Consider the following 23,794-nt stretch of genomic DNA (forward strand, 5'->3'; position numbering starts at 1 on the left):
GCGTCGGCCGGGACGGGCGCTCAGGGCAAGGCGGCCAGATAGGCCGGCGTGCCAATCATCCGGTCGACGGTGACGAATTCGTAACCCTGCTTTTTCAGCGCCGGAATCAGCATGTCGACCGCCTCGACCGTGCCGGCACGGAAACCGCCGCCGTCGTGCATCAGCACGATGGCTTCCGGGTGCACGTGGTTGAGCACCGTGTTGTACAGCGCGTTCGCCGCCCCCAGCCGCTGTGCGACATACCAGTCCTGCGTGTCGATCGACCACAGGATCAGCTTGAGCTGCTTGCCGGCCAGCAGCGTCACCTGACTGTCGTTGACGAAACCGTAGGGCGGTCGGATCAGCGCCGGAACGACGCCAAGCTTTTCCTTGATCAGACGCTGCGTGCGGCCGAACTGCACGTCCCAGAGCTGGCTCGGACTCAGGTCGGTCAGATACGGGTGGTCGTAGCTGTGGTTGCCGATCGTATGCCCGGCCTTCAGCGCCGCGCGCGCAGGCTCGGGCGATTCGGCGAGCTGGGCGCCGAGAAAGAAGAACGTCGCCTTGACCTGATGTTTATCGAGCACCTTGAGCAGCGCCGTGGTGTAGACGCTCGGGCCATCGTCGAAGGTCAGCGCAATGCGCTTGGTGTTGTGCAGCCCTTCCAGGTAATACGTGCCGCGATAACGGGCCGCCTGATCCTCGAGCCGCTTCAGCGGCACCTGATTCCAGCCGTCGATAAAGCCGGTACGCACCTTCTGCACCGGCTTTTCATCGGCCGGAATCGGCGCAGCGCCGGTCACCGCGGAGAGTGTCAAGCCAAGCACATACAGCAGGATATTCATCGTCGCCTCCCATCGGATTTCCCACTGACTGTAGGCCGCGAGCGCCGGCGACGCGATGGGCCGATGGCAGCGGGACTGTGCGTTTTGGCAATGTCCTCCGGCCGGCGTGACACAGCGTCGCACCGCAGTGAAGCGCGCGCAGAAACATCCGGCCGGCCCTAAGGTGCGGGATCGATCAGCCGTGCCACCAGTGTTTCGATATAGCGGCGCATCGCCTGTACCCGCCGGCTGGCCTTGAGGTCACGGTGGTACACGACCCACAGGTCGCGCCCGGCCGGCGCGGGGGCATCGGCAATCGCCTGCAGCAGGGGATCGGCATCGCCGTGGAAACGCGGCAGCAGCACCAGCCCGAGTCCGGCGCGCGCCGCCGCGTACTGCGCCTGCAGATTGTTCGTCCGCAGCACCGGATCACGGCCGCCGAGCTGGGCGATCAGCCAGCTGCCCATCGAGTAATGGCCCCAGGATTCGTCCCATGTAACGTAGGGCATCGTGCGCCAGTCCGGGTGCGCGGCCAGCAGCGCCGCCGTCGCATACAGACCGAAGCGCACCTTGCCGAGCGGGTGGGCGATGTAGTCGGTGCCGGCGATGGCCGAATCGGGCTCCATCATCCGCAGTGCCAGATCGGCCTCGCGCCGGTTCAGGTCGGCGAGGTGCCGGCTGACGAGCAGCTCGACCTGGGCCCGTGGATGCGATGCGGCAAAACCGGCGAGATTGGGGGCAAGCAGATGGTTGCCGAGCGTTTCCGACGTCGCGATCTTGATCAGCCCCGAGACCTCGCCGCCGTCGAGCCGGCCACGGTTGCGCTCGACCGCCTGCGTCGCGCGCTCGACCTCGGCGACCTGCCCGAACAATGCGCTGCCTTCGTCGGTCAGCAGATAGCCGCGTTGCTGGCGCATGAACAGCCGCACGCCCAGCCGGGCCTCGAGCGCATCGACATGTCGCGACACCGTCGACGCGCTGGTGCCCAGCGCCTGCGCGGCCGGTGTCAGCCCGCCGCCCCGGGCGACGGCGAGAAAGAACTTCAGGTCGTTCCAGTCGAGATTATTTTCCATATGTAGAAAACTGTTTTCCAAAATCTCAAAAAACGTTGCGATTACGGAAAATTATACTCGGCTCATCGTCGCATGACATTTCACCTCGTGCCGCTGATACCCCGAGGCGGGCCGCAAACCCGCTGCGGTGCTGGCAAGGTACGTGAACGCCCTTCCGGGATGCCTTTCGGTCTCTACAGTTACAAGTAGGGCCAGTAGGCGCAACGTAGCCAGCAGGGTTTGCCAGCGGCGCTTACACCGGAGTCCGAGCATGAGAACGACCTATCTCAAACTGGCGCTGACCGCTTTCTTCTGGGGCGGGGTATTCCATCTGGCCAAGTACAGCGTCGGCCATCTGTCGCCACTGGCGATCGGCGCCTGGCGCTTCCTCTCGGCCGGCCTCCTGCTGGTGCCGCTGGTGTACTGGCGCGAAGGGCTGGATTGGGCCGGGCTGCGGCGCAATGCGCTGCCGCTGCTGGCGATGGCCGTGGTCGGCATCTGCGCTTTCAATCTGGCGCTGTTCTACGGCCTGCGCTGGACGTCGCCGGTCAACGGTGCGCTGATCATGGCGTTGACGCCGGCACTGACGGTGCTGCTGTCGGCGCTGCTGAACCGCGACGCCGTCAGCCGCCGCCAGCTGGGCGGGCTGGCGCTCGGCCTTGCCGGCGTCGGGGTCGTCGTCAGTCATGGCTCGCTGGCGGCGCTGCTGGCCTTGACGTTCACCCCCGGCGACGCGCTGGTGTTCTGCGGCGCACTGGCGATGGCGGTCTACTCGTCGATCCCGCGTCGCTATGTCCACGGATTGACGTCGCTGCAAATATCGGCGGCGACGGTCGGCCTTGGCGGCGTGCTGATGGGGGGCGCTGCCCAGTTCCTCAGCGCCGATTTCTACACGCTGCCGCCAACCGGCGTGATCGCGGCGATCGCGGCGATGAGCGTGTTCGCCTCGGTGCTCGCTTATATGTGGTGGAACGACGGCATCGCAAAACTCGGCCCGGCCAAGACGGCGATTTATTTCAATCTGGTGCCGATTTTCACCGCGCTGATCGGCATCGCGCTCGGCCAGCCCCCCAGCGGCGCGCAGCTCGCCGGCACGGTGCTGGTCATCGGCGGGGTGCTGATGTCGACCCGCCCCGCGCCGAAAACCGTCGCGGCGCACGCACGCTAGAAAAACACCGCCAGCCACACCGTCGGCGCCTCGGTGAACGTCACTCGGTGCCGGCGGTGCGGCGCGATCAGCAGGTAATCGCCGGTATTCAGCACGGTCTCAAACGCTTCATCGTCGAAACGCAGCCGTGCGCTGCCTTGCAGCACCACCACCCATTCCGATTCGGCCTGGTCGTACCAGAAACCGTCCGGAGAGACCTGACCATGCGAGACGATGCGCTCGATCCGGACGGACTTGCTGCGCGCCAGCGTCTCGAACAGCTCACCGGGCAGCGCCACCGGCAGGTTTTCAAACAGATTGGCCATGCGCGCGCCCTCGTGGTACCTAACGTTTGAGATAACCGGCATGACCGGACTTGCCGGTGCATGTCCGGTTGATTGAAGGGCTAGTCATCGCCAGCGGCGCGACTACACAAGACCATTGCTTCTCAATCACGCCCGTACTGCAATCACTCAGGGAACAAGGGGCGGAAGAAAGTCCGCTCATAGCTCAGAAAGCACCGTGTCTCCTTCGAAAACCGGAAGGCCACTTGGCATTCTGGATCGTCAAGCGAGCTGATTCGGTACTGCTCGTACGCCGCGAGTGACGGGAATGAGAACGAGCCGAGCGCGATATTGCTCGCCCCTTCGGATGGCAGCAAATAGCCGTGGTGGACACCACCAAACTTCTTGATCAGCGGCAGCCACATTCGGCAGTACTGTTCGAACTCAGCCATCTTTGTGGCATCGATGACGTACTTCAAATGACAGGTGATCATGGGCTAAAGCTCCTTGGTGGGCGCGGTGTTTGGACGCCTGACTATTTCGGCAAGCGTACCAGCCAGCTATCGAGTGCTCGCGCAAAAGCTTGGCGGTCGCCCTGATTCAGCGCCGAATGGCCGCCGGTTTCTACGCCGGAATCACGCAGCCCCTGCATGAAGTCGCGCATCGACAGCCGCTCGCGGATGTTCTCCACCGTCATCCGCTCGCCACGCGGATCGAGCACCTGCGCGCCCTTGGCGATCACGTCGGCGGCGAGCGGGATGTCGGCGGTGATCACCAGATCGCCCTGACCCACGCGGGCGACGATCTCGTTGTCGGCAACGTCAAAGCCCTTGGGCACCTGCAACGCAGAAATCCACTTCGACGGCGGCACCGTCAGCAGTTGATTGGCGATAAAGACGGTACGGATCTGCGCGCGCTCGGCGGCGCGGCAAAGTATGTCGCGGATCACCTTGGGGCAGGCGTCGGCGTCGACCCAGATTTGCATAACGGCTTCCTATGGCGTGACGGGTCTTGAAGCCGGTCATTTTACCTCGCCGTCTGGCGCTATCTCGATGAAAAACAAGAAAAATTCCGGATTCATCGGGTGGAAATCTGCGAAAATGGTCGATTAGCCAGATTGCCGGTCACCATGAATTCCGTTCCGACACCGATTTTCGATTACGCCCCGCAACACCGCGCCAAGCCGGCGCCCTTCCTGCCGATGAGCCGTGCCGAAATGGCCACGCTCGGCTGGGACGAGTGCGACATCATTCTGGTGACCGGCGACTGCTATATCGATCACCCGAGTTTTGGCATGGCGCTGGTCGGCCGGCTGTTGGAGTCGCAGGGCTTCAAGGTCGGCATCATTGCTCAGCCCGAATGGGACTCGGCCGAGCCATATAAGACGCTCGGCAAGCCGCGGCTATTTTTCGGCATCACCGCCGGCAATATGGATTCGATGATCAACCGCTACACGGCCGACAAGCGCCCGCGTTCGGACGACGCCTATACGCCCGACGCCGTCGCCGGTCGCCGGCCCGACCGCGCGGTCACGGTGTATTCGCAGCGCTGCCGCGAGGCGTTTCCGGGCGTGCAGATCATGGTCGGTTCGATCGAGGCCAGCCTGCGCCGGATCGCCCAGTACGACTACTGGAGCGACAAGGTGCGCCAGTCGGCGATCGTCTACGCCAAGGCCGACATCCTCTTGTACGGCAACGCCGAGCGCGCGCTGGTCGAAGTGGCGCACCGCGCCGAGGCCGGCGAAAAGCTCAAGGACATGCGCGACATTCGCGGCACGGCGTTCATGACCAGCCACGGCTGGATGCCGGCGCGCGACTGGGCGGTGCTCGATTCGACCACCGTCGATACGCCGGGACGGGTCGAACCGCATCCCGATCCGTATGCGATGGAAGAGGAAGCCGGCGCGGCGTGCGAGACCGGAGCCGCGCCGGACGCACCCAAGCCGATCCGCCTCGTCAGCAAGGCCGAGCGCATCGCCAACAAGCAGGCCGAGCGCCAGCGCACCGTCGTGCGAATTCCGGCCTACGAGGCCGTCGCGCATGATCCGGTACTGTACGCGCACGCCAGTCGCACGCTGCATCTGGAATCGAATCCCGGCAATGCACGCGCCTTGGTGCAGCAGCACGGCGAGCGCGATGTGTGGATGAACGCGCCGCCGGTGCCGCTGACCACGCCGGAAATGGACTACGTCTACGGCCTGCAATACGCGCGCAATCCGCATCCGAGCTACGGCAAGGCGCATATCCCGGCGTGGGAAATGATCCGCTTCTCGATCAACATCATGCGCGGCTGTTTTGGCGGCTGTACCTTCTGTTCGATCACCGAGCACGAGGGCCGCATCATCCAGAGCCGCTCGGAAGCGTCGATCCTGACCGAGATCGAGGAAATCCGCGACAAGACCGACGGCTTCAAGGGCCATATCAGCGACCTCGGCGGCCCGACCGCGAATATGTACCGGCTGGCGTGCAAGGACGAGAAAATCGAGCAATCGTGCCGACGCCTCTCCTGCGTCTATCCGGGCATCTGCGAGAACCTCAATACCGACCACTCGCACCTGATCCAGCTGTACCGCAAGGCGCGGGCGATTCCGGGCGTGAAGAAAATCACCATCGGCTCGGGCCTGCGCTACGACATCGCGGTCGAATCGCCCGAGTACATCAAGGAGCTAGTGACCCACCACGTCAGCGGCTATTTGAAGATCGCCCCCGAGCACACCGAAGACGCGCCGCTCAGCAAGATGATGAAGCCGGGCATCGGCGCGTTCGAGAACTTCAAGCGCCTGTTCGAGAAATACAGCAAGGAAGCCGGCAAGCAGCAGTATTTGATCCCGTACTTCATCGCCGCCCACCCGGGCACCGCCGACGAGGACATGCTGAATCTGGCGCTGTGGCTGAAGAAGAACAACTTCAAGCCCGACCAGGTGCAGGCATTCACGCCGACGCCGATGGCGCTGGCGACGACGATGTGGCACACCCGCCGCAATCCGCTGAAGAAGCTCGGCCGCAGCTCGGAAAAGGTCGATGTGATCCGCGACGGCTACCGCCGCAAGCTGCACAAGGCCTTCCTGCGTTTCCACGATCCGGAAAACTGGCCGATCCTGCGCGAGGCGCTGATCAATATGGGCCGCGCCGACCTGATCGGCAACGCGCCGCAGCACCTGATCCCGCGTGAAGCGCCGGGCGAGCGCCGCAGTCATGCCGCGCCGCGTGGCGCGCAGCCGGCGCCGCAGGCGGCCAAGCCGCGCGTACCGGCCGGTCAGCGCAAGGTCGTGCTGCCGGGTCAGGGCAAGGGCAAGAAGACCGGCGGCAAGGCGCGCAGCGGCCGCTGATGGATATCCGGACTTTCCGAACCGAACGCGGAGCCAGCCGTTGAACGCGCAATCGTCAGGCGGACTGGTCTACTCGACCGAACACGGCAGCATGTGCCCGGCCTGCCGCCAGCCGCTGGCGAACTGCAGCTGCAAGGCCGCCGTGCCGACGGGCTTCGCCGACGGCGCGCTGCGGGTATCGCGGGAAACACGCAGAGGCAAAGGCGTCACGCTGGTCAAGGGCCTGACGCTGGACGCAGCGGCGCTCGCCCTGCTGGCCAAACAATTGCGGACCCGCTGCGGTTCGGGCGGCACGGTCAAGGACGGCGTGATCGAAATCCAGGGCGACCACTGCGAAACGGTGATGGTCATGCTCAAAGCGCTGGGCCACAGCGTCAAACGCGCTGGCGGCTGAAAACCAGCCCCCTGCTACGCGCCGCCGATCGGGGCTCACTCTGAGCCTTGCATCGCGGCGTTCCAAGGCTCGCCTTACTCGCCAAGCACTGCCGCGATCGGAATCCTCATGCACCGCTTTGTACATTCCGATTTCTGCGCTGCGCTGAGCGGCGCTCGCGACAGATCGCGAGCAGGTTTCCCGGGCGTCAGGCGGTCTGCGGTGCCGCCCGCCAGCGCGGGCCGAACACATTGACCATCAGCCCGAGCATCACCACCAGCCCGCCCGCCCACTGAACCGGCGTCAGCTGCTCGCCCAGCAACAGCCGCGCCGACACCAGACCGACCACCGGCACCAGCAAGGTCAGCGGTGCGATCTGCCGCACCGGATGGTGTGCCAGCAAACGGCCCCACAGGCCGTAGCCCAGGCAGGTGGCGATGTACGCCAGATAGAACACCGCCAGCAGGCTGTCCACGCCGGGGCTGGCGAGGCTGGCCGTGATGCGCGGCGCCCCTTCCAGCCAGAACGACAGTGCCAGGAACGGCAACGGCGGCACCAGCGCGCCCCAGACCACCAGCCCCAGCGGGTTGACCTTGCCGATGCCCTTGATCACCAGATTGCCGCCCGCCCAGCACAGCGCGGCACACAGCGTCAGTCCGAACCCCAGAGCGGAAACGCGGCCGGGACCGCCGCTCAGCCCGATCATCGCCAGACCGGCCGCCGCCACGGTCAGCCCGGCCAGATTGTGCCAGTGCATGCGCTCGCCGAAGAGCGCCGCAGCCAGCAGCACGGTGAAGAAGGCCTGGGCCTGCAGCACCAGTGATGCCAGACCGGCGGGCATACCAACGTCGATGGCGGAAAACAGGAAAACGAACTGCCCGAGACTGATCGTCGCGCCATAGGCCAGCAGCCGTGTCCACGGCACCTGCGGGCGCGGCACGAACAGCACGGCCGGAAACGCCACCAGCGTAAAGCGCAAGGCGCCGAGCAGCATCGGCGGCACGCCGTGCAGGCCGACCTTGATGACGACGAAATTGACGCCCCAGGCAACGATCACCAGCAGTGCGGCTAGCCAGTCTTTCAACGCCATGGTGATGCTCCGGAAAAGGAGCATCCAGTATGCGCCGTCCGCGATCCGGGCAAAGGCACAGTGGCCACGGCCGGCCTGCGTAACAGCGCTCCGAAAACGGCCGACCATCGGCACGGCAGGATCGTCACGCCGCCTGTATGGTGAAGATAGCGCTGTCGCTGGGGAAAACCGATGAAGCCGTGGACCCTGCTGTTCGCACTCTCGCTGCCCGTTGCCAGCGCCGATCCGACCTCGGTCGGTGCGGCACCGCTGCCGTTCGGACTGACCCCCCTACCCGGCTACACCTCGACCTTTCCCCCCTTCGTGCGCGAGAACGTCGAGCTCGACGTCCCGGTGTCCGGCTGGATCCGCGACAAGCGCGGCGTGCCCGAGCGCTGGGATGAATACTCGGTCCCGGTGGTCGGCACCGGCTGGTATGCCGAGTACCGTTACCGCAACGGCGAGGTCACCGCCGCCTCGGTGCGCAAGCACTACGAATGTGCCTTGTCGGGCAGCGGATTCACCCGGGTCGAGCTGCAGCAGTGCGACGAGCGCTGCCTGCGCGATACCGACGGCGTCGAACTGCGCCGCGTCGCCGGCAACGCCATGCGCAACGTCCGGCCACGGCCCGCCTCGGGCTACGGCATCGATTACACCGTTTACACCCATCCGCGCCAGGGCGTGGTCTTGCTCGGCACCGGCCATTCGGACGCCGACCCGGCGCGCGTCGACGTGACGCTGGCGATCGCCCAGGGGCCGATTCGCGATCTGAAACCGATCGACCGCAAGCTGCGCGCCCGCCCGACCGCACCGGGCCTCGACCATGCCGACTGCACCGCCCGCGCCAAAGCGCGGCCGGAAGCGGTGTGGCCGGTCAGCGAAAAACCGGTGCCGCTGAGCCGCGCACCATTCGACCTCGACATCCTGCCCGGCAATCCGCCGTTCGAGCAGGGCAAATACCTCGAGCACCTGCGCGTCGACGTGCCGATCTCGACGCCGTACTTCAAGCCCGGCGGCGGGCTGCGTGTCGATCACCGGGTGCCGGTCGCCGGCAATACCTGGTTCTACAGCTATACGCTCGACGACAGCGCACAATGGCTCAACGACTATTACGAGCAGATCCTCGTCCGCAACGGCTACCAGCTCGTGCATGCCTACCGCTGCGACGCCGGCTGCCAGCGCGGCGAAGGTCCCGGCCCGCGGCGTTTGCGCGCCTACTTCGGCCTGATGCAAAGCAATCTGAACAGCGAGCTGCGGCTCAATCTGGTTGGTCCGCGCACCGAGTACCGGATCTACTCGGACCGCAGGACCGGCGTCGTCATCGTCGGCACCGAACAGCGCTCCAAGCAGCCGAGCACCGATGTCGAACTCTACATCGCCCACGGCGTCGTACTCGACGACGCCGAATTCGTCGCCAAGGCCGCCGAGTCGCCCGAGCCGACCGTCATCCACAAGGCCCAGAGCCACGATGACGGCACACGCTCGCGCAACACGGCGATGCAGGCGAAGTAAGCGAGCAAAGCGTCGCGGCCCTGCGTGACGGATGGCCGACGCAGCCGGCCCTGCCCGATTCAGCGGGCGTCGTTGACGATCAGCGGCGAGCCGACGCTGCCGGCATAGACAACGAACAAGCGGACCGGCCGCGTTCCCGGATTGCGGCCGTTGTGCCAGGTGTTGACGACCTCGGCGAACGATTCACCGGCCCTGGCATGCTTGCTGCGACCATCGCGCAGCACGACCTCGACTTCGCCGTCGAGCACGTAGACGAACAGCGGCACCGGATGCTGGTGCCAGCCGGTTTCGCCGCCGGGCGGAATCTCGAGCACCACGCCGGTCACCTCCGGCTTGCCGGGCGGATAGACCAGCGGGCTGCCATCCCAGCTGGTCGTCGTGTTCAGCACCTGCGCCATCGTCGCCGACGGCGCCGTGCGCTCGGCCCACACCGGGCCGATCAGCAGTCCAGACAGCACCACGCAGAGCAATCGCATCGCCGTGTCCTTGAAGGTTGATTTTCCACCTTAGGACCTGCTCGCGCGGTTTTCGCGCCCCGGCCCACGGCCGCAACGACGGAGGGCAAGGCCGCCAGCGACCAGCCGGAACGCCAAGGCATTGGCCGGCTAGCCGGCGCACTCCGCTACAAATGCTTGATCCGCGGCTTGTACCTCGCGAACAGCGCGGCATTGCCCGTGACGCGGTCGGTGTTCTGGCTCTGGTAAAGCGGAACATCGATGCCGCACGCCACGCAGCGCCGCACGGTTTCGGCGACGAGGATCTGGGCGATGGCGATCCCGGACAGGCTAGAGAACGACCCGGTACCCAGCTCGCCGTAGCGCAGCAAGGCGTCACCGTCCGGCGCACCATTGTCGATAACGAGATCGGCCAGTTCGTAGAGCTTGGCGCCGCTCGGATGGCGCGAGGTATTGGCGCGGGACTGCTCGAGCGAGGTCAGCGCGACGCAGTACACGCCCTCGGCGCGCGCACGCTGCGCCATTTCGACGACGGATGCATTGAGGCCGGAGTTCGAAACGATCAAGAGCAGATCGCCTTTTGCAATCCCGTATTCATCCCAAAGGATGTCGGCAAGCCCCGGCAGCCGCTCCATCCGGCTACTACGCGTTGCGCCGCCACCGTTGAGCACGCAGTCGTCGAGCATCGCGGCCACATTGGCGAGCCCACCCGCACGGCCGAACAGCTCCATCGGCACCATGTGGGAATGGCCGGTGCCAAAGGCAAAGATCAGGCGGTCCGCGCCGATCGCCGCCACCATTTTTTCGGCGGCAAGGTCGATCGCCGCGTGCTGCGATTCGATCAGGCGTTGCAAGCGCGGCAGGCTTTGGGCAAGAAAGTCGTACATGGCAGGCTCCCGGAAAATTGAGGATGTACGGCCAGTCTGGATGACGCCGCCACCTGCCATCTATCCGATAGGTACAATTTTCCATACGATCGGCTCACCTTCCGGGCCGATCCGGATGCCCACCGGAAGAGGCAAGACACGATGTTGCACCGGCAAACGCTGACCCCGGCCCCCGGCCTCTCGTGGTACGACACGCATCTGTTGTTGCCCGCGATTCCATTCCAGTGGCACAACCACGCGGGTTTCGAGCTGACGCTCACGCTTGCCAGCGCGGGACGGCGGTATCTGGGCGAGCGGATCGACCCTTACGGCTCGCCCGATCTGGTGCTGATTCCGCCCGGCATGCCGCATACATGGCAATCCGACGCCGATGGCGGTCCGCACGAAATACACGTGCTGGTGCTGCCCGCCGGCTGGGCCAACGCTGCGGTCGATGCTGGCTTTACCGAATGCCTGCCTTTGGCGGCGTTGCTCGACGGCCACGCAATCCGGTTCTCGATCGAGACGGCGCACGCCTGTGTGCCGCATTTCCGGGCGCTTGCCACCGCCACACCGCTCGCCCGGCTCGGCCTGCTGTTCGCCATCGCGGCGGAGCTGGTCGGCGACCCGGCGCGGCAATCGCTCGGCACCGGAGGTTTCACGGCAGGCCGCTTCGACGCACAGCTGGCGCTGGCGCTGGATTATCTGCAGGCCCATTACACCGAAGCCATCACGCAAAGCCATGTTGCGGCGGCCTGCGGCCTGTCGGTCGCCAGCCTGAAACGCCGCTTCAAGGCCGGACTGGGCGAACCGTTTGGCCGTTACGTCCAGCGCCTGCGCATCGGCCATGCGTGCCGCCTGCTGTGGGGCAGCGCTTTGTCGGTCGAACGCATCGCACTCGACAGCGGCTTTCCCAGCGTCGCCAACTTCCACCGGCAGTTCCGTTCAAGCCAGTCGATGACGCCGGCGCAATTTCGCCGGCAACGCCCCGCCTGACCGCATCCCGGGCCAGGCGCTCCCGCCTTCAGGGCTGCCCCAGCAATACGGCCTGCTGCGGCCGGGCGAACCAGTCGAGCAGGAAGTCGATCACTGCGCGCACCTTGGCCGGTTGCGGCAGCCGTTGCGGATAGACCAGGTAGAACGGCAGCGCCGGCAAGCGGTAGTCGGGCAACAGCAGGACAAGCCGCCCCGCTTCGACGTCGGCGGCCGCCAGATAGCTTGGCAGCCGGGCAATGCCGCCACCGGCCAGCGCCAGATTGCGCAGCATGTCGAAGTTGTTGCTCTGCAAGACTGGGACGATATCGACGGCGTACGGCAATTCGTCGCGGCTGAACACCCAGTGCGTCGCATCGCGGAAGAACTGGTTGGCAAGGCATGGCCAGTCCGCGAGCTCGGCCGGCGTCTGCGGTGGCGCGTTGCCGAGCAGCGCCGGGCTCGCCACCACCCAGTCGCGCACCAGGCTCAGCGGTCGCGACACCAGCCGCTCCGGCGCGGCGAGGTTCGAGCGGATCGCCAGATCGAAGCCGTCGGCCTCGAGATCGCGCGGCTCGCGGCTCAGGTCGAGCTCGACGCTCACCTGCGGATAGCGCGCGCGGAACGCCAGCAGCGCCTGCGCCATGAAGGCGCTGCCAAAGCTGGTCGGCACCGTCATCCGCACCGTGCCCGCCACTTCGTCGCGCAGCTCGCGTACCGCCTGCGCCGCGGCGCCGACCCACTGGGGCCAGTTGCGGCAATGCGCGAAGTACACCTGCCCGGCCTCGGTCAGATTGAGTCGCCGCGTCGTCCGGTACAAGAGCGGCGTGCCGAGCAATGCTTCGAGCTGGCCGACCTGACGACTGACCAACGCGGTCGAGACCCCGAGTGCGTCGGCCGCACGGGTAAAGCTGCCGTGCTCGACCACGGCGGCAAAGCTCATCGCCCATTGCAACTGCTGCGTGGCGGCGTGGCTGGCGTCGATTCCATTCATGGTTGCAATAGTGATTTGAGTTCAGCGCTGATTATCATCGATTCAAGCTTGTATATGATGAATTTCGTCAACAATCATGTCCACGGAGTTCACCATGAAAGTGCTCGTTATCGGTGCCAGCGGCACCATCGGCCGTGCCGTCGCCACCGAACTCGCACCGCGCCACGACATCATCACCGCCGGCCGCAACAGCGGCGACTTCCGCGTCGACGTGACCGACCTCGCCAGCGTCCAGCGGCTGTTCCGCGAAACCGGCCCGCTCGACGCCGTCATCGCCACGACCGGCAGCCTGCATTTCGGCCCGCTGGGCGAGTTCACGCCCGAGCAGTACGCGATCGGCCTGAACGACAAGCTGATGGGACAGGTGAATCTGGTCATCGCCGGCCAGCATGTGCTGAACGATGGCGGCAGCTTCACGCTGACCAGCGGCATCGTCAGCGAGGAGCCGATCCGCTACGGCAGCGGCGCCAGCATGGTCAATGCGGCGATCGAAGGCTTCGTCCGCGGCGCAGCGATCGAGTTGCCGCGCGGCCAGCGCATCAACGTCGTCAGCCCGAACGTGCTGGTCGAATCACTGGAAGGCTACGGCCCCTACTTCCACGGCTTCGAAGCCGTCCCGGCCGCCCGCGTCGCCCTGGCTTACAGCAAGAGCGTCGAAGGGCTGCAGACCGGACGCATCTACCCGGTGCATTGAGTCGTCACGCGATGGCTGCCGCCCGCCGCGGCAGTGTCGCCCACAGGCTGGCAGCGACGATCAGCACCGCACCGCACCACGCCAGCGGCGTCAGCCGCTCGCCCAGCCAGGCCGCGGCGAACAGCGCGCCGAACACCGGTTCACTGCCCATCAGCAGCGAAACGCGCGTCGGGCTGCCGCGGCGCACCGCCCAGTTCTGTGCGACCAAGGCGAAAATCGTGCAGAACAGCGCGAGATAGAGCGTCGCCAGCCAGAAGCCCGGTGCGGTCGGCAGCGGCGGCAAGCCGCCGCCGGCCAGCGCGACGACCACGCTGCCCGCGCAGACGACGCCAGCCTGGATCGCGGTCAGCGTCAGCATCGGCATCGCCTTGTCGTGCGTCAGCTTCTTGATCAGACAGACGTTCACCGCCCGCAGGACCGCCGCGGCCAGAATCAGCGCATCGCCCAGATTGAAGCTCAGACTGGCGCTGTGGCTCAACAATCCGGCGCCGAACAACGACACCAGCGCGGCGATGAAGGCACTCGTTTCCGGCCGCCGCCGCAACATCGCCCATTCGGCAAACGGCGTGAGTACGACGCACAGGCTGATCAACAGCGCGGCATTGGCCGCACTGGTCTGGGCAATGCCGAAGGTTTCGCAAATGAAGATCGCCAGCAGGATCGCGCCGAGCGGCAGGCCGGCGATGAGCGCGGCACGTCCCTCCGCTTGCGCCAGTTGCCGCAGCGATGGCAGCAGGAGCAGGAAAGTCAGGCCGAAGCGCGCCGCCAGGAAACCGAGCACCGGATACCAGGCGAGTGCGCCCTTGGCGACGCCGTAACTGGTGCCCCAGAGCAGCGCGACCAGCAACAGCATGGCGTCGGCCAGCCAGGGACGGCGGGAAAGGGCATTCATGCGGCGGCTCACTGGATGGCGGAAAGGCCAGCTTAGTCCTTGCCGCTGATCGCGATAATCAGCCAGACTGGCACAATACTTGTGCATATCCGGAACAGATGATGACGACCCGACGCGGCGCCAGCGGCGACTATCTCGGTCTGCTCGACGACATGGCCGTGTTCGTCCGCGTCGTCGACGCCGGCAGTTTCTCGGCGGCGGCCAGACAGCTCGGCGCCACGCCGTCGGCGATCAGCCGGCAGATCGCCCGGCTCGAAACGGCGCTGGGCACCCGGCTGCTCGAACGCACCACGCGCAAACTGCGGCTGAGCGAACCGGGCCGCGCCGTCCTGACACGCGCGCAGGACATGGTCGCGGCGGCCCGCTCGGTGATGGCGGTCTCCAACGAATTCATGGACGCACCGCACGGGCTGGTGCGCATCAGCATGCCGGTGGCGCTGGGGCGGCAGGTCGTCCACCCGGTGATGGCGGACTTCCTCGCCCGCTATCCCGACGTCGACGTGCAGTTGATCCTCAGCGACCGCGATGTCGATCCGTACGACGACGACGTCGACCTGATGCTGCGCATCACCGACACGCCACCGCCGGGCCTCGCCGCCAGGCCGCTGCTGCGCATCGAACATGTACTGGCCGCCACGCCGGCCTACCTCGCTGCCCACGGCACGCCGCAGCATCCGCGCGAGCTGGCCGGTCACAGCTGTTTGTATCTCGGCGAAACGCCCGACGACGCGCGCTGGCAGTTCCGCCGCGACAAGGATGTCGCCAGCGTCACCGTCCGCGGCCGCTATGTCGCCAACCACAGCATGATCCGGCTCGACGGGGCGCTGGCCGGCGTCGGCATCGCCTGCCTGCCGCGCTTCACCGCACGCGCCGCGCTCGATGACGGCCGGCTGGTGCAGGTGCTGCCGGACTGGGCGTTCCGCGCGCCGGCCTATCACGGCAGCGCCTGGTTGCTGTATCCGCCGAAGCGCCATCTGGCGCCGAAAGTACGCGTGCTGATCGACTATCTGGCAACGCGATTGGCGCAGTGAGCCTCGCCCACTGCGCCACTGACGAGCCCTATGGCGCCCGGTTTCGGGATTACAGCGCGTTGCCGCTGTCGATATCGCTATTGACCAGGCCGTACACGCTGTAGCCGATCATGTAGCTGAGCTTGTAGTCCGGGAAACGCGCGCTGAAACGACGCTCCAGCTCCTTGTAGTGATTGGCCGCCAGCTTCGGATCCTTCAACTCGCCCTTCCGGTCGCCGAGCTGTTCGATATAGGTGCGGACCAGCGTATCGGCCTGGGTCAGGTAGCGTTGCTGCTCCTTGACCGCCGCGCTGACCGTGACGAATTCACCGCGACCGCCGTAGACCTTGGCATTCGGCTTGTCCTTGGACAGCGCGGTCAACTCGCCCACCGCCGCCGACCACGCCTTCAGGTCCGCACGCGGCTTGCCGTTGACCAGGCCGCCTTCGAGCCACAGGTGCGCCTTGTTGTGCAGCAGATCGCCGACGATCAGATCGCCGCTCTGGTCGACGCGCACGACCACCTGCTTGGTCGCGACGCCCGGATGCTTGAGCTCGAACAGGCTCAGCGTTTCGCCGGACTTGAGCTTCAGCACCGTCTTGCCGCTGAACGTCGTCTTGACGTTCTCGAACGCCGGATAGGTCCCCGGCTTGAAGGCCTTGGCGGTGTTGACCCAGAAGTTTTCCTTGTAGGCGTGCACCTTGGGCATTTCCGCCGACACCGCCGCGCTGGTGATCGATTCGACACCGAGCTTGTGCAGGTAAGGCAGACCGTTGTACTTGTCCGGATTCGGATGGGTGACGACGACACGGGTGATCGGCGACTGGGTCTCGCTCTTGATCTGCTTGACCATCGCCTCGGTCAGCGCCGGCACGAACTGGGTATCGATGACGGTCACTTCCTTGCCGTCGTCGTAGTAGAAGGTATGCGTATTGAAGCCGTTGGCGTCGGACGTGAACACGCCCAGCTGGCCGGCCAGCGCCAGTTGGCTCATCACGGCGAGTGCGCCACCGATCACGGATTTGAACGGAAATTTCATGGTTGCTCCTTGTTGTGTTGGACTGCGTTGTTGCTGTGAAAAAAAGCGCTGCCGCGATCAAGCCGCTGCCCGCGCTTGAAACTCAAAACCCGCGCCAGAAAGCGCCATCGATCAAGGGCATGCCCGGCAGCGGATGCGCCCCCGCGTCGGCGTCGATCAGGCCGGCTCGCGGTTTTTTCAGCAGTTCGATCGGCTCGCCGTGCGCGCAGCGGTTCGCGGTGCGGCAGATGCTGAGAAACTCGCTGGCCGACAGCGCCGCGTTGCCGACCAGGACGCCGTCGACGCTGTCGAGACCGAGCACCTGCGCGGCGTTGTGCCCCTTGACGCTGCCGCCGTACAGCACCCGGGTACCGGCGCCGAGGACGTCCTTGATGAACAGGTGCATCTCGTTGATGTCGGCGCCGGTCGCGGTCACACCGCCGCCGATCGCCCACGATGGCTCGTAGGCCACGGCGTAGCGATCGCTCGGCACGCCGGCCAGCAGCGCCAGCTCGTCGAGCATCGCCTGCCGTGCCAGCCCGCCCTCGCGCTGCGCCAGCGTTTCGCCGACGCAATACACCGGGTACAGCCCGGCGCCGAGCGCCGCGTGCAGCTTGCTGGCCGTCACATCACGGGTTTCGCCGTACATGCTGCGGCGCTCCGGGTGCCCGACCAGCACGAGCTTGCAACCGAACTCCTTGAGCATCGCCGCGGAGATTTCGCCGGTATAGCCGCCGAAGGGGTGCTCGCTGAGGTTCTGCGCCCCGAGCTTGATTTGCGAGCGGGCCGCCTTCAGCAGCGAGTGGGCGGCGCTCAGGTAGGGATAGGGCAGGCATAAGCCCACCGCGGCGCCGAGCCCGTCTTGTAAAAGTGTCGGAACAATCGAATGCAACAGATCGATGTTGCCGTTCATTTTCCAGTTGCCGATGACCATCTTCATGAAGCGTTTCCTAGGCATCGCGTGCATCGTCATCGGGACACCGGCGACCGGCGGCCCGACGCGCCACGCGCTATTGGCTAGCCTTGGCCGCCAGTCCCATCTTTCGGGCCTGCACGGTCAGGGCGACGATGATCAGCAGCGTCCCGACGATTTCGGCGCCGTTGGGCAAGGCCCCCTTGGCAACGCTGATCAGCAGGGCCGACACCGGCACCAGATTGATGAACACGATGCCGTGGACCGCGCCGAGGGTACGGACGCCCTTGTTGAAGGCCAGTGCGGCCAGCACGGTGCCGATGACGACGATGTAGAGGATCGGCGGAATCGCGGCGATCAGATCGGCCGGTGCCGGGCGATGCGCATAGCCGAAGAAGGTCGCGACCAGGGCAAAGGCGAACAGCCCCGGCAGCGCCAGAATCGCCGTGAAGGTCGTGTACTCGATCACCGACAACCTGGAGACACTGGCCTGGCCGCGGGTGTACATGATCCAGCCGACGGTGCCGACGAAGGCGATCAGGTCGCCGATCAGCGTGCTCTGGCCCACGTCGGAACTGCTGCGCCAGACGCCGGACACCAGCGAGACGCCGAAGATCGCCAGCGCGACCACGCACCAGGCCCACAGCTGCGGGCGCTGCCGTTCGAACACCCAGCGCATCAGCAGCGTGGTGATCGGCATCGTCGCCATGATCACCGCACCGTGCGACGGCACCGAGTGCGACAGGCCGATGAAGACCAGGATGCCGAACATGCCGTAGCCCATCAGACCGAGGCTGGCCAGACGCAGCCAGTGTTCGCGCAGCAGCGTCCAGCGGACATTGCCCTGCAGCACCAGGATGCCGCACAGCAGCAGCGATGCACCGGTGTAGCGGACCACGGTGAACCAGAACGGGTCGACGTTGTTCAGCACCAGCTTGCCGGCATGGAACAGACCGCCCCAGGCCGCAGTGGCAAACAGGAGGGCCAGCATGGCGGCCCAGCGGGATACATTGTTCATCTCGTACTCTCTTTGATTGAAGGAAGTCAGACCTAGCCCTTGCGCATGCCGGAGTACGCGCAGCGGGCCGGTTTCGGGTTGCGACATCCAGCGGCGATCGGCTGCAGGGGCACACCGACCGCGCCACCGGGTACTCAGACGTGCACGGCCTCGGCCGCCAAGTCCTGGCTATTCAGTGCCAGCACCGGCCAATCACGCTGGCGGGCCACCTCTTCGAGCGCCGGATCGCCCTCGACCACGAAGGCCCGACCGGTCTGGAACAGCATCGGCAGATCGGTGATGTGGTCGCCGCAGGCAACGCAGGCGGCCAGATCGATACCCTGCTCGGCCGCGTACTGGCGAACCGCCACGCCCTTGCCGTCACCGATCATCTGCAGCCCGTCGATCTGGCCGGTGTAAAAGCCGTCGCGGACTTCCAGCGTCGTCGCTAGGCAGGCGTCGAACGCAAGGTGACGCAACAGCGGCGCGAGGATTTCATGGCTCGAACCGGACACCGCCACCAGCTGATAACCCTCGGCACGCAGGCGCTTGGCCAGCGTCAGCGCCGAGCCGATCCACAGCGCCTCGCCGTACTCGCCCAGCTGATGGGCGAACCAGGCCTCGGCAATGGCCCGCAGCACCGACTGGCTGCGCCCCGAAAAGCTCTGGTAGAACAGCCGGTTCAGCGCCTGGCGGTCGTGGCGTTGCGGATGCTCTTGCAGCATCTGCACGAAGGCCGGGTAGGCCTCGCTCGAACCGGTCCGGGCGTAGTAGTACTGCTGGAACGAGAACATCGACTTCAGGTTCAGCAGCGTGTTGTCCACGTCGAAGAAAGCAGCCTTACGCGTCATGGCAAACCAGCTCCTCTCGCGCCACGGTCTTGGCCGGGAGCGTTGCAAATTGTGCTTTGTTGAAATAGGCGGACACGGCGTCCAGCGACCAGTCGTGGGCCGACAGCGCGGTGACGCCGTCGGGGCGGACCAGCACCAGCGCCCGTTCGGTCACGTCGAAGGCCTCGAAAACGCTGCTCAGCCTGTCCTCGATGACGTCGATACCAGCCGGTATCGCTTGCTCGATCGCCTCGACCTCGCGCGTCACCAGCTTTACGCGCAGGTAGGGCATGTGCGGCAGGTGCTGGCTGCTGAAGGCTTGCAGTTGCTGCATCGTCTGCGCGTCGAGGCGGTTGACGATCAGCAGCAGCGTGAACTGGGTGCCATGAATCTGGCTGGCCAGCGGCTTGTAGCCCAGGACATCGGGCACCCAGGCATGCGGCACCCGGGCACCAGCCTGCGGCACACCCTTCGGCGATGCCTGCGCGCCGTCGTAAGCCTGCATCAGCCCGGCCAGCAGCCGCGGCAATTGCTCCTGCACCTTCGGCGTCGGGTTGTACCAGCGCGTCATCAGCCGGCGCATCAGCCGGCGGTGCCAGGCCGTCGCGGTGATGTAGTCGGTCGTCTTGGACGTGATCGTCGCGATCAGCTTGGCGATGGCCTCGCGTTCGCGCCGATAGCTGTCGACCAGTCCGACCGGCGCCCAGCCCTTTTCGATATAGGCCAGCTTCCACGCCAGATTGAAGGCGTCCTGGAAGCCGGTGTTCAGGCCCTGTGCACCCAGCGGGCTGAACAGGTGGAAGGCATCGCCGACCAGCAACGTCCGGCCCTTCAGGCAGGTGTCGGCGCGGCGGTGGTAGAACGGCGCGCACGTCAGCCATTCCGGCGAGTGCACGCGCATATTCCCCGGCCCCTGGCGATCGACGATCGCCTGCAACTCGGCCAGCGTCGCCTTGGGCTTCTCGTCGCCCTGGAAGTCCTCGTACACCTTGTCGGTCTGCGCAATGATCCGATGCAGGCCGTTCGGCATCGGCACCAGCAGCAGGTAGCCGTGCTTGGACAGGAAGAACTGCAGCTCGTACTTCGGGCCGGCCCACTCGACCTTGACGTCGCCGAGGATGAAGGACTTGCCGTAGTCGCCGCCGGGAAACTCGATCCCGGCCATCTCGCGCACCGCGCTGCGGCTGCCGTCGGCACCGATCAGCCAGTTGCAGCTCACCAGCTCCTCGCTGCCGTCGGCGTGTTGCAGATGCACCTGCGCGGCTTGCGTCGCATCGTTGCGATCACCCAGCTGCGCAATGCTGACGAGCCGGGTATTCCACTCGACGCGACCGCCCAGACTGATCAGCCGCGCCAGCAAGGTGCGCTCGGTGCAGCTTTGCGGCAAACCTACAACAAACGAATATGCCGATGAAATGTTTGTAAACTTTGCCCGCATAATTGTTTGGCCACTGTCAACCAAACGAAAGGAATGCATCGGATGCCCCTGGCTGAGCAACTGCTCGGTCACCCCCAGCGCATGCATGCTTTCCAGCGTCCGCGCATGGACACCCACCGCTTTCGAAAACGGTGTGGGCGCATCGTTTTTCTCGATGACCCGCACTGCGATGCCCTGTAGACGCAGCAATGCCGCGGTCGCCATCCCCACCGGACCGGCACCGATCACTAAAACAGGAACGAAACTTTTATGCACTTTTCAGCCCGACCATAAAAAGTTGTGAATTCGTTCGGAGCGGCCTATCTGGCGCTATTGCCCTGAACCCGCATTTTTCAATTCTTCAAAGCTGCCATGAACAACAGCCTGAGACCGATAGACCTCAATCTATTCAAAGTCCTGCTTTCCATTTACAACCAGCGCAATCTCACGCATGCCGGAAAGCAGCTTGCAATGACACAGCCGGCGGTCAGTCGTGCCTTGGAGCGATTGAATTACATTTTCAATGAGCGCCTTTTTGTCCGAATCGACGGCGAAATGCGCCCTACCCGCACCACTGAAATGATCGCCCCGCTGCTGTTCGAGGGCATGGCCTTGCTCGAAGCCGCCGTCAATATGGCATCCGGCTTCGACCCCAAACTCATCGCTACTTCCTTGAAACTCGGACTCAACGATTACGGCATCGCCATCGTCCTGCCCAAACTGCTGCAACGCGTCAGTCAACAAGCGCCGTCGGTCTTTCTCACCACCATGCCGGCGACCTATCAGGACGCCCATGAATTGATCGAGCGTTCCGAAATTGACTGCGCCATCGTTTCCTCGCTCCCGCCTTGCAGCCGCCTCGCCACCGACCCGCTATTCCGCGAAGATTACGTCGCGGTGTGCTCCAATCTGCATCCGCATATTTCGGACGGATTGACCATGGCGCAATTCCTTGCTGCCGAACATTTACTGGTTTCCTATAAAGGCCACCTGTCCGGCTGGGTCGATGAGCGTTTGGCCGAAATGGGCAACAAACGTCGCGTCATCGGTTCGGTACACAGTTTCAATGCCATTCCGGAACTGCTGTGCCAGCAACCTTATCTCTGCGTCCTGCCGCGCCGTCTGGCACAGCATTTCGCCAAGGCTTATCCACTGCGCATCAACGAACTACCACTACCGAGCGAAAACCATTTATTCCACTTCATCCGGCTGAATCATCTGACCAAGAATCCGATTTCCAACTGGATCCGCGATCAGGTCATCGAGACTTGCCAGGAGCTGGTTTAAGCCCCGATGACCCGGTATCCGCCCATCAGGCCAGTTGCAGCGGATGTGAAACCTGGACATTCAGCGCGTTCTGCAACGCGGTAATGGCCATTTGCTCTTCCTTCGGGTTCAGCCGGCTTTCCAGGATCGCGGTGTACTCCACCTCGGCGGTGCAGACCGTCTCGTTATGCTGGACAAAGCGGATCGTCGTCTTGGCGGACATCCGGTCGGTGCGGCTCTGGTCCAGCGACTCGATCTGGAAGTCGATGCCGACCTGCAACGGAAAGGTGAACTTGGTGTAATCGACGTTGAACTTGTTGATCACGAAGTAGTACTTCTCGTTTTTCGGCAGCAGGAACCATTCACTCACCGCCAGAAACGCCTGGCGCGCCGCCTCGGTCAGCACCATGCCCTGGATGTGGTGGCCGGTGGTGTGGTCGGAAATGATTTCGCAGTCGTCGTCCAGCGACAGCAGCATGTGGTACTGGTTGATGCCGGTTTGCTGCGGATCGGTAATCAGGATGTTGCGGCGCTGCCATTTGTGGCTGAAGCGGCGACCGGTACGACCGGTAATCTGCTCCTCGCCACGAAACGCCACTTGCACACCGCGGGCGTTGAAACGTCCCTTCAGGTAGGTGTACCAGCCTTCGGAAACGCCCTGGCCGATCACCACCGACGTCGGCAGCGCATCGTCCTGCACCCCGCCGTCGAGCTTGTGCGCCAGCTGCGAGACCGTCACCACGCCGGGCAGGTTCGCGAAGTGCGCGAACTTGTCACCGACCACGACAATTTGATCTTGATTCATCGAAATTCTCTTCGGTTTGAGCACGCAGGGAAGCCGGTGGGCGCCATCGCCCACCGCGCGTCCCCCGGTGCGCTTAGAACCCATTCCTGCCAGCGAGCGAGCCAAAGCGGTTTGTTCTCGCCCGAAGCGCAGCAACCGGAGTGGACAGGTAGTCCATGAGGATTGCGAGCATCGGACGGGGACAAAATGCGCAGGCGCAGCCGCCGAATGGGCTGGGTGCTTAGGCCGCTACGAACTGCGGGCGATAGGCATTGGCGAAATTGTTCAGATCGTGCGCAGGGCGACCGGTGACCTTGGCCACGGTCTCGCTCAGTACCGCAGCGCCGTAGCCTGCGCGGTAGATCTGAAACAGCTCGAGGAAGGCTTCGACCAGCCATTGGTCGAGCCCGCCCGACGTCATCGCGTCGCGCGCGGTAGCTTCGTCGACGGCCACGTATTTCGCCGGCTTGCCGATTGCCGTGCTCAGCACGTCCGCGGCTTGGGCATAGGTCAGCGCGGCCGGGCCGGTGATCTCGTACGCCTGATTCTCGTGGCCCGCTTCGAGCAGCGAGGTGACGATCGTCGCCGCGACATCACGCACATCGGTGAAGCTGATGGCGCCGTCGCCGGCCGGTGCGTAGATCGCGCCATCCGAAGCGATGCTGCCGGCCGAGCCGATCAGCACCTGCATGAACAGGTTCGGACGGACGAAGGTGTAGGCGATGCCGGACTCCTGGATCTTGGTTTCGATCTCGAAGTGGTTGCGCGGCAGGCGGATCGGCGCTTCCGGACCGGCGCCAAGGCCGGACAGCTTGACGATGTGCTTCACGCCGGCAGCCTGGGCGGCGTCGACCACGGCCAGTTGATGCGCCACCATGTCGGCGTGGGCCGGCGTGATCAGCACAACCTTGTCGACGCCGCGCAATGCCTTGGCCAGGCTGGCCGCATCGGTGAATTCGCCCTGCACCCATTCAACCGAACCCGATTGACCGACTTTGTCCGCATTGCGGGTCAGTGCGCGAACCGCGACATTTTGTTCTGCAAGACGACGAACGACTTCGCTACCCACATTGCCAGTGGCACCAGTGACCAGAATCATGATTTCTCCTTTGTATTTA

At 64.9% G+C, this 23,794-nt stretch carries 25 protein-coding genes; 8 read left to right on the forward strand and 17 right to left on the reverse strand.

All coding sequences use genetic code 11. The features are described from left to right. Nucleotides 1-20: 20 nt before the first annotated feature. Nucleotides 21-824, reverse strand: coding sequence for a polysaccharide deacetylase family protein (locus tag R0382_RS04280; protein ID WP_432722609.1), 804 nt, complete (start codon nt 822-824; stop codon nt 21-23). Between the two features lie 158 nt (nt 825-982). After that, nucleotides 983-1,876 carry a LysR family transcriptional regulator gene (locus R0382_RS04285; protein ID WP_432722611.1) on the reverse strand — a complete coding sequence of 298 codons (894 nt, stop codon included), beginning with the start codon at nt 1,874-1,876 and terminating at the stop codon, nt 983-985. Nucleotides 1,877-2,126: 250 nt separating this feature from the next. On the opposite strand from R0382_RS04285, the gene R0382_RS04290 reads away from it, so the two are divergent. After that, nucleotides 2,127-3,023 (forward strand): DMT family transporter, encoded by an 897-nt coding sequence (locus tag R0382_RS04290; protein ID WP_432722613.1) that lies wholly within the window; start codon nt 2,127-2,129, stop codon nt 3,021-3,023. On the opposite strand, the gene R0382_RS04295 is transcribed toward R0382_RS04290, so the two are convergent. From R0382_RS04295 to R0382_RS04305, 3 genes are all read right to left on the reverse strand, one after another. Beyond that, a complete protein-coding gene (locus tag R0382_RS04295) occupies nt 3,020-3,328 on the reverse strand; it encodes a cupin domain-containing protein (protein ID WP_432722615.1) in 309 nt (102 codons plus the stop codon). The two genes, R0382_RS04290 and R0382_RS04295, sit on opposite strands and share 4 nt — an antisense overlap. A gap of 143 nt (nt 3,329-3,471) precedes the next feature. Further along, complete coding sequence (locus R0382_RS04300; RefSeq protein WP_432722617.1) at nt 3,472-3,780, reverse strand: NIPSNAP family protein; 309 nt, start codon at nt 3,778-3,780, stop codon at nt 3,472-3,474. A gap of 41 nt (nt 3,781-3,821) precedes the next feature. Then, the gene (locus R0382_RS04305; RefSeq protein WP_432722618.1) at nt 3,822-4,271 is read right to left on the reverse strand and encodes a YaiI/YqxD family protein; all 450 of its coding nucleotides are present in this window, start codon (nt 4,269-4,271) and stop codon (nt 3,822-3,824) included. 144 nt (nt 4,272-4,415) lie between these two features. On the opposite strand from R0382_RS04305, the gene R0382_RS04310 reads away from it, so the two are divergent. Both R0382_RS04310 and R0382_RS04315 read left to right on the forward strand, forming a co-directional pair. Continuing rightward, entirely contained in the window at nt 4,416-6,614 is a 2,199-nt protein-coding gene (locus R0382_RS04310) for a YgiQ family radical SAM protein (protein WP_432722620.1), read from the forward strand. Nucleotides 6,615-6,654: 40 nt separating this feature from the next. Then, nucleotides 6,655-7,008: a stress response translation initiation inhibitor YciH gene (locus R0382_RS04315; RefSeq protein ID WP_432722621.1), complete on the forward strand. Its 354-nt coding sequence runs from the start codon at nt 6,655-6,657 to the stop codon at nt 7,006-7,008. Between the two features lie 187 nt (nt 7,009-7,195). Here R0382_RS04315 and R0382_RS04320 read toward each other — a convergent pair whose 3' ends face one another. Next, the gene (locus R0382_RS04320) at nt 7,196-8,077 is read right to left on the reverse strand and encodes an EamA family transporter (RefSeq protein ID WP_432722623.1); all 882 of its coding nucleotides are present in this window, start codon (nt 8,075-8,077) and stop codon (nt 7,196-7,198) included. 171 nt (nt 8,078-8,248) lie between these two features. Between R0382_RS04320 and R0382_RS04325 the strand changes: the two genes are divergently transcribed. Then, a complete protein-coding gene (locus tag R0382_RS04325) occupies nt 8,249-9,568 on the forward strand; it encodes a hypothetical protein (RefSeq protein WP_432722625.1) in 1,320 nt (439 codons plus the stop codon). A gap of 59 nt (nt 9,569-9,627) precedes the next feature. Here the strand turns inward: R0382_RS04325 and R0382_RS04330 are convergent, their stop codons facing one another. Beyond that, a complete protein-coding gene (locus tag R0382_RS04330; protein WP_432722627.1) occupies nt 9,628-10,044 on the reverse strand; it encodes a cupin domain-containing protein in 417 nt (138 codons plus the stop codon). A gap of 146 nt (nt 10,045-10,190) precedes the next feature. Then, complete coding sequence (locus tag R0382_RS04335) at nt 10,191-10,910, reverse strand: sugar isomerase domain-containing protein (RefSeq protein ID WP_432722628.1); 720 nt, start codon at nt 10,908-10,910, stop codon at nt 10,191-10,193. 141 nt (nt 10,911-11,051) lie between these two features. Between R0382_RS04335 and R0382_RS04340 the strand changes: the two genes are divergently transcribed. Continuing rightward, nucleotides 11,052-11,885 carry a helix-turn-helix domain-containing protein gene (locus tag R0382_RS04340; RefSeq protein ID WP_432722630.1) on the forward strand — a complete coding sequence of 278 codons (834 nt, stop codon included), beginning with the start codon at nt 11,052-11,054 and terminating at the stop codon, nt 11,883-11,885. Between the two features lie 28 nt (nt 11,886-11,913). Here the strand turns inward: R0382_RS04340 and R0382_RS04345 are convergent, their stop codons facing one another. Next, nucleotides 11,914-12,855 (reverse strand): LysR family transcriptional regulator, encoded by a 942-nt coding sequence (locus R0382_RS04345; RefSeq protein WP_432722631.1) that lies wholly within the window; start codon nt 12,853-12,855, stop codon nt 11,914-11,916. Nucleotides 12,856-12,949: 94 nt separating this feature from the next. On the opposite strand from R0382_RS04345, the gene R0382_RS04350 reads away from it, so the two are divergent. Beyond that, nucleotides 12,950-13,549 (forward strand): short chain dehydrogenase, encoded by a 600-nt coding sequence (locus tag R0382_RS04350; RefSeq protein WP_432722633.1) that lies wholly within the window; start codon nt 12,950-12,952, stop codon nt 13,547-13,549. A 4-nt stretch (nt 13,550-13,553) separates the two neighbouring features. Here R0382_RS04350 and R0382_RS04355 read toward each other — a convergent pair whose 3' ends face one another. Next, nucleotides 13,554-14,441, reverse strand: a complete 888-nt coding sequence (locus R0382_RS04355; protein ID WP_432722635.1) for a DMT family transporter — start codon at nt 14,439-14,441, stop codon at nt 13,554-13,556. Nucleotides 14,442-14,542: 101 nt separating this feature from the next. Here R0382_RS04355 and R0382_RS04360 point away from each other — a divergent pair, with 101 nt between their 5' ends. Next, the gene (locus R0382_RS04360) at nt 14,543-15,472 is read left to right on the forward strand and encodes a LysR family transcriptional regulator (protein ID WP_432722637.1); all 930 of its coding nucleotides are present in this window, start codon (nt 14,543-14,545) and stop codon (nt 15,470-15,472) included. Nucleotides 15,473-15,521: 49 nt separating this feature from the next. On the opposite strand, the gene R0382_RS04365 is transcribed toward R0382_RS04360, so the two are convergent. The 5 genes from R0382_RS04365 to R0382_RS04385 all read right to left on the reverse strand — a co-directional run bounded on the left by R0382_RS04365 (nt 15,522) and on the right by R0382_RS04385 (nt 20,902). Further along, on the reverse strand, nt 15,522-16,490 hold the full coding sequence (locus R0382_RS04365) for an MBL fold metallo-hydrolase (protein WP_432722639.1): 969 nt from the start codon (nt 16,488-16,490) through the stop codon (nt 15,522-15,524). Nucleotides 16,491-16,572: 82 nt separating this feature from the next. Beyond that, complete coding sequence (tpiA, locus tag R0382_RS04370; protein ID WP_432722641.1) at nt 16,573-17,409, reverse strand: triose-phosphate isomerase; 837 nt, start codon at nt 17,407-17,409, stop codon at nt 16,573-16,575. A 70-nt stretch (nt 17,410-17,479) separates the two neighbouring features. Beyond that, nucleotides 17,480-18,400: a DMT family transporter gene (locus tag R0382_RS04375; RefSeq protein WP_432722643.1), complete on the reverse strand. Its 921-nt coding sequence runs from the start codon at nt 18,398-18,400 to the stop codon at nt 17,480-17,482. A 134-nt stretch (nt 18,401-18,534) separates the two neighbouring features. Then, complete coding sequence (locus tag R0382_RS04380) at nt 18,535-19,230, reverse strand: HAD family hydrolase (protein ID WP_432722645.1); 696 nt, start codon at nt 19,228-19,230, stop codon at nt 18,535-18,537. After that, nucleotides 19,220-20,902, reverse strand: coding sequence for an FAD-dependent monooxygenase (locus tag R0382_RS04385; RefSeq protein WP_432722647.1), 1,683 nt, complete (start codon nt 20,900-20,902; stop codon nt 19,220-19,222). Before R0382_RS04385 ends, R0382_RS04380 begins: the two co-directional genes overlap by 11 nt. A gap of 96 nt (nt 20,903-20,998) precedes the next feature. Between R0382_RS04385 and R0382_RS04390 the strand changes: the two genes are divergently transcribed. Further along, nucleotides 20,999-21,913, forward strand: coding sequence for a LysR family transcriptional regulator (locus R0382_RS04390; protein WP_432722649.1), 915 nt, complete (start codon nt 20,999-21,001; stop codon nt 21,911-21,913). 25 nt (nt 21,914-21,938) lie between these two features. Here R0382_RS04390 and R0382_RS04395 read toward each other — a convergent pair whose 3' ends face one another. Together R0382_RS04395 and R0382_RS04400 are read right to left on the reverse strand one after the other, a co-directional pair. Continuing rightward, on the reverse strand, nt 21,939-22,697 hold the full coding sequence (locus R0382_RS04395) for an AfsA-related hotdog domain-containing protein (RefSeq protein ID WP_432722651.1): 759 nt from the start codon (nt 22,695-22,697) through the stop codon (nt 21,939-21,941). A gap of 220 nt (nt 22,698-22,917) precedes the next feature. Further along, a complete protein-coding gene (locus tag R0382_RS04400; RefSeq protein ID WP_432722653.1) occupies nt 22,918-23,775 on the reverse strand; it encodes an SDR family oxidoreductase in 858 nt (285 codons plus the stop codon). Nucleotides 23,776-23,794 lie beyond the last annotated feature (19 nt).

This window comes from Jeongeupia wiesaeckerbachi, from assembly GCF_050916355.1.
Taxonomy (GTDB): domain Bacteria; phylum Pseudomonadota; class Gammaproteobacteria; order Burkholderiales; family Chitinibacteraceae; genus Jeongeupia; species Jeongeupia wiesaeckerbachi.

What these genes read in the sequence shown, in the direction of transcription:
- R0382_RS04280 (WP_432722609.1), bottom strand. Translation starts at nt 824, where the DNA reads ATGAATATCCTGCTGTATGTGCTTGGCTTGACACTCTCCGCGGTGACC.
- R0382_RS04285 (WP_432722611.1), bottom strand. Translation starts at nt 1,876, where the DNA reads ATGGAAAATAATCTCGACTGGAACGACCTGAAGTTCTTTCTCGCCGTC.
- R0382_RS04290 (WP_432722613.1), top strand. Translation starts at nt 2,127, where the DNA reads ATGAGAACGACCTATCTCAAACTGGCGCTGACCGCTTTCTTCTGGGGC.
- R0382_RS04295 (WP_432722615.1), bottom strand. Translation starts at nt 3,328, where the DNA reads ATGGCCAATCTGTTTGAAAACCTGCCGGTGGCGCTGCCCGGTGAGCTG.
- R0382_RS04300 (WP_432722617.1), bottom strand. Translation starts at nt 3,780, where the DNA reads ATGATCACCTGTCATTTGAAGTACGTCATCGATGCCACAAAGATGGCT.
- R0382_RS04305 (WP_432722618.1), bottom strand. Translation starts at nt 4,271, where the DNA reads ATGCAAATCTGGGTCGACGCCGACGCCTGCCCCAAGGTGATCCGCGAC.
- R0382_RS04310 (WP_432722620.1), top strand. Translation starts at nt 4,416, where the DNA reads ATGAATTCCGTTCCGACACCGATTTTCGATTACGCCCCGCAACACCGC.
- R0382_RS04320 (WP_432722623.1), bottom strand. Translation starts at nt 8,077, where the DNA reads ATGGCGTTGAAAGACTGGCTAGCCGCACTGCTGGTGATCGTTGCCTGG.
- R0382_RS04325 (WP_432722625.1), top strand. Translation starts at nt 8,249, where the DNA reads ATGAAGCCGTGGACCCTGCTGTTCGCACTCTCGCTGCCCGTTGCCAGC.
- R0382_RS04330 (WP_432722627.1), bottom strand. Translation starts at nt 10,044, where the DNA reads ATGCGATTGCTCTGCGTGGTGCTGTCTGGACTGCTGATCGGCCCGGTG.
- R0382_RS04335 (WP_432722628.1), bottom strand. Translation starts at nt 10,910, where the DNA reads ATGTACGACTTTCTTGCCCAAAGCCTGCCGCGCTTGCAACGCCTGATC.
- R0382_RS04340 (WP_432722630.1), top strand. Translation starts at nt 11,052, where the DNA reads ATGTTGCACCGGCAAACGCTGACCCCGGCCCCCGGCCTCTCGTGGTAC.
- R0382_RS04345 (WP_432722631.1), bottom strand. Translation starts at nt 12,855, where the DNA reads ATGAATGGAATCGACGCCAGCCACGCCGCCACGCAGCAGTTGCAATGG.
- R0382_RS04350 (WP_432722633.1), top strand. Translation starts at nt 12,950, where the DNA reads ATGAAAGTGCTCGTTATCGGTGCCAGCGGCACCATCGGCCGTGCCGTC.
- R0382_RS04355 (WP_432722635.1), bottom strand. Translation starts at nt 14,441, where the DNA reads ATGAATGCCCTTTCCCGCCGTCCCTGGCTGGCCGACGCCATGCTGTTG.
- R0382_RS04360 (WP_432722637.1), top strand. Translation starts at nt 14,543, where the DNA reads ATGACGACCCGACGCGGCGCCAGCGGCGACTATCTCGGTCTGCTCGAC.
- R0382_RS04365 (WP_432722639.1), bottom strand. Translation starts at nt 16,490, where the DNA reads ATGAAATTTCCGTTCAAATCCGTGATCGGTGGCGCACTCGCCGTGATG.
- tpiA (WP_432722641.1), bottom strand. Translation starts at nt 17,409, where the DNA reads ATGAAGATGGTCATCGGCAACTGGAAAATGAACGGCAACATCGATCTG.
- R0382_RS04375 (WP_432722643.1), bottom strand. Translation starts at nt 18,400, where the DNA reads ATGAACAATGTATCCCGCTGGGCCGCCATGCTGGCCCTCCTGTTTGCC.
- R0382_RS04380 (WP_432722645.1), bottom strand. Translation starts at nt 19,230, where the DNA reads ATGACGCGTAAGGCTGCTTTCTTCGACGTGGACAACACGCTGCTGAAC.
- R0382_RS04390 (WP_432722649.1), top strand. Translation starts at nt 20,999, where the DNA reads ATGAACAACAGCCTGAGACCGATAGACCTCAATCTATTCAAAGTCCTG.
- R0382_RS04395 (WP_432722651.1), bottom strand. Translation starts at nt 22,697, where the DNA reads ATGAATCAAGATCAAATTGTCGTGGTCGGTGACAAGTTCGCGCACTTC.
- R0382_RS04400 (WP_432722653.1), bottom strand. Translation starts at nt 23,775, where the DNA reads ATGATTCTGGTCACTGGTGCCACTGGCAATGTGGGTAGCGAAGTCGTT.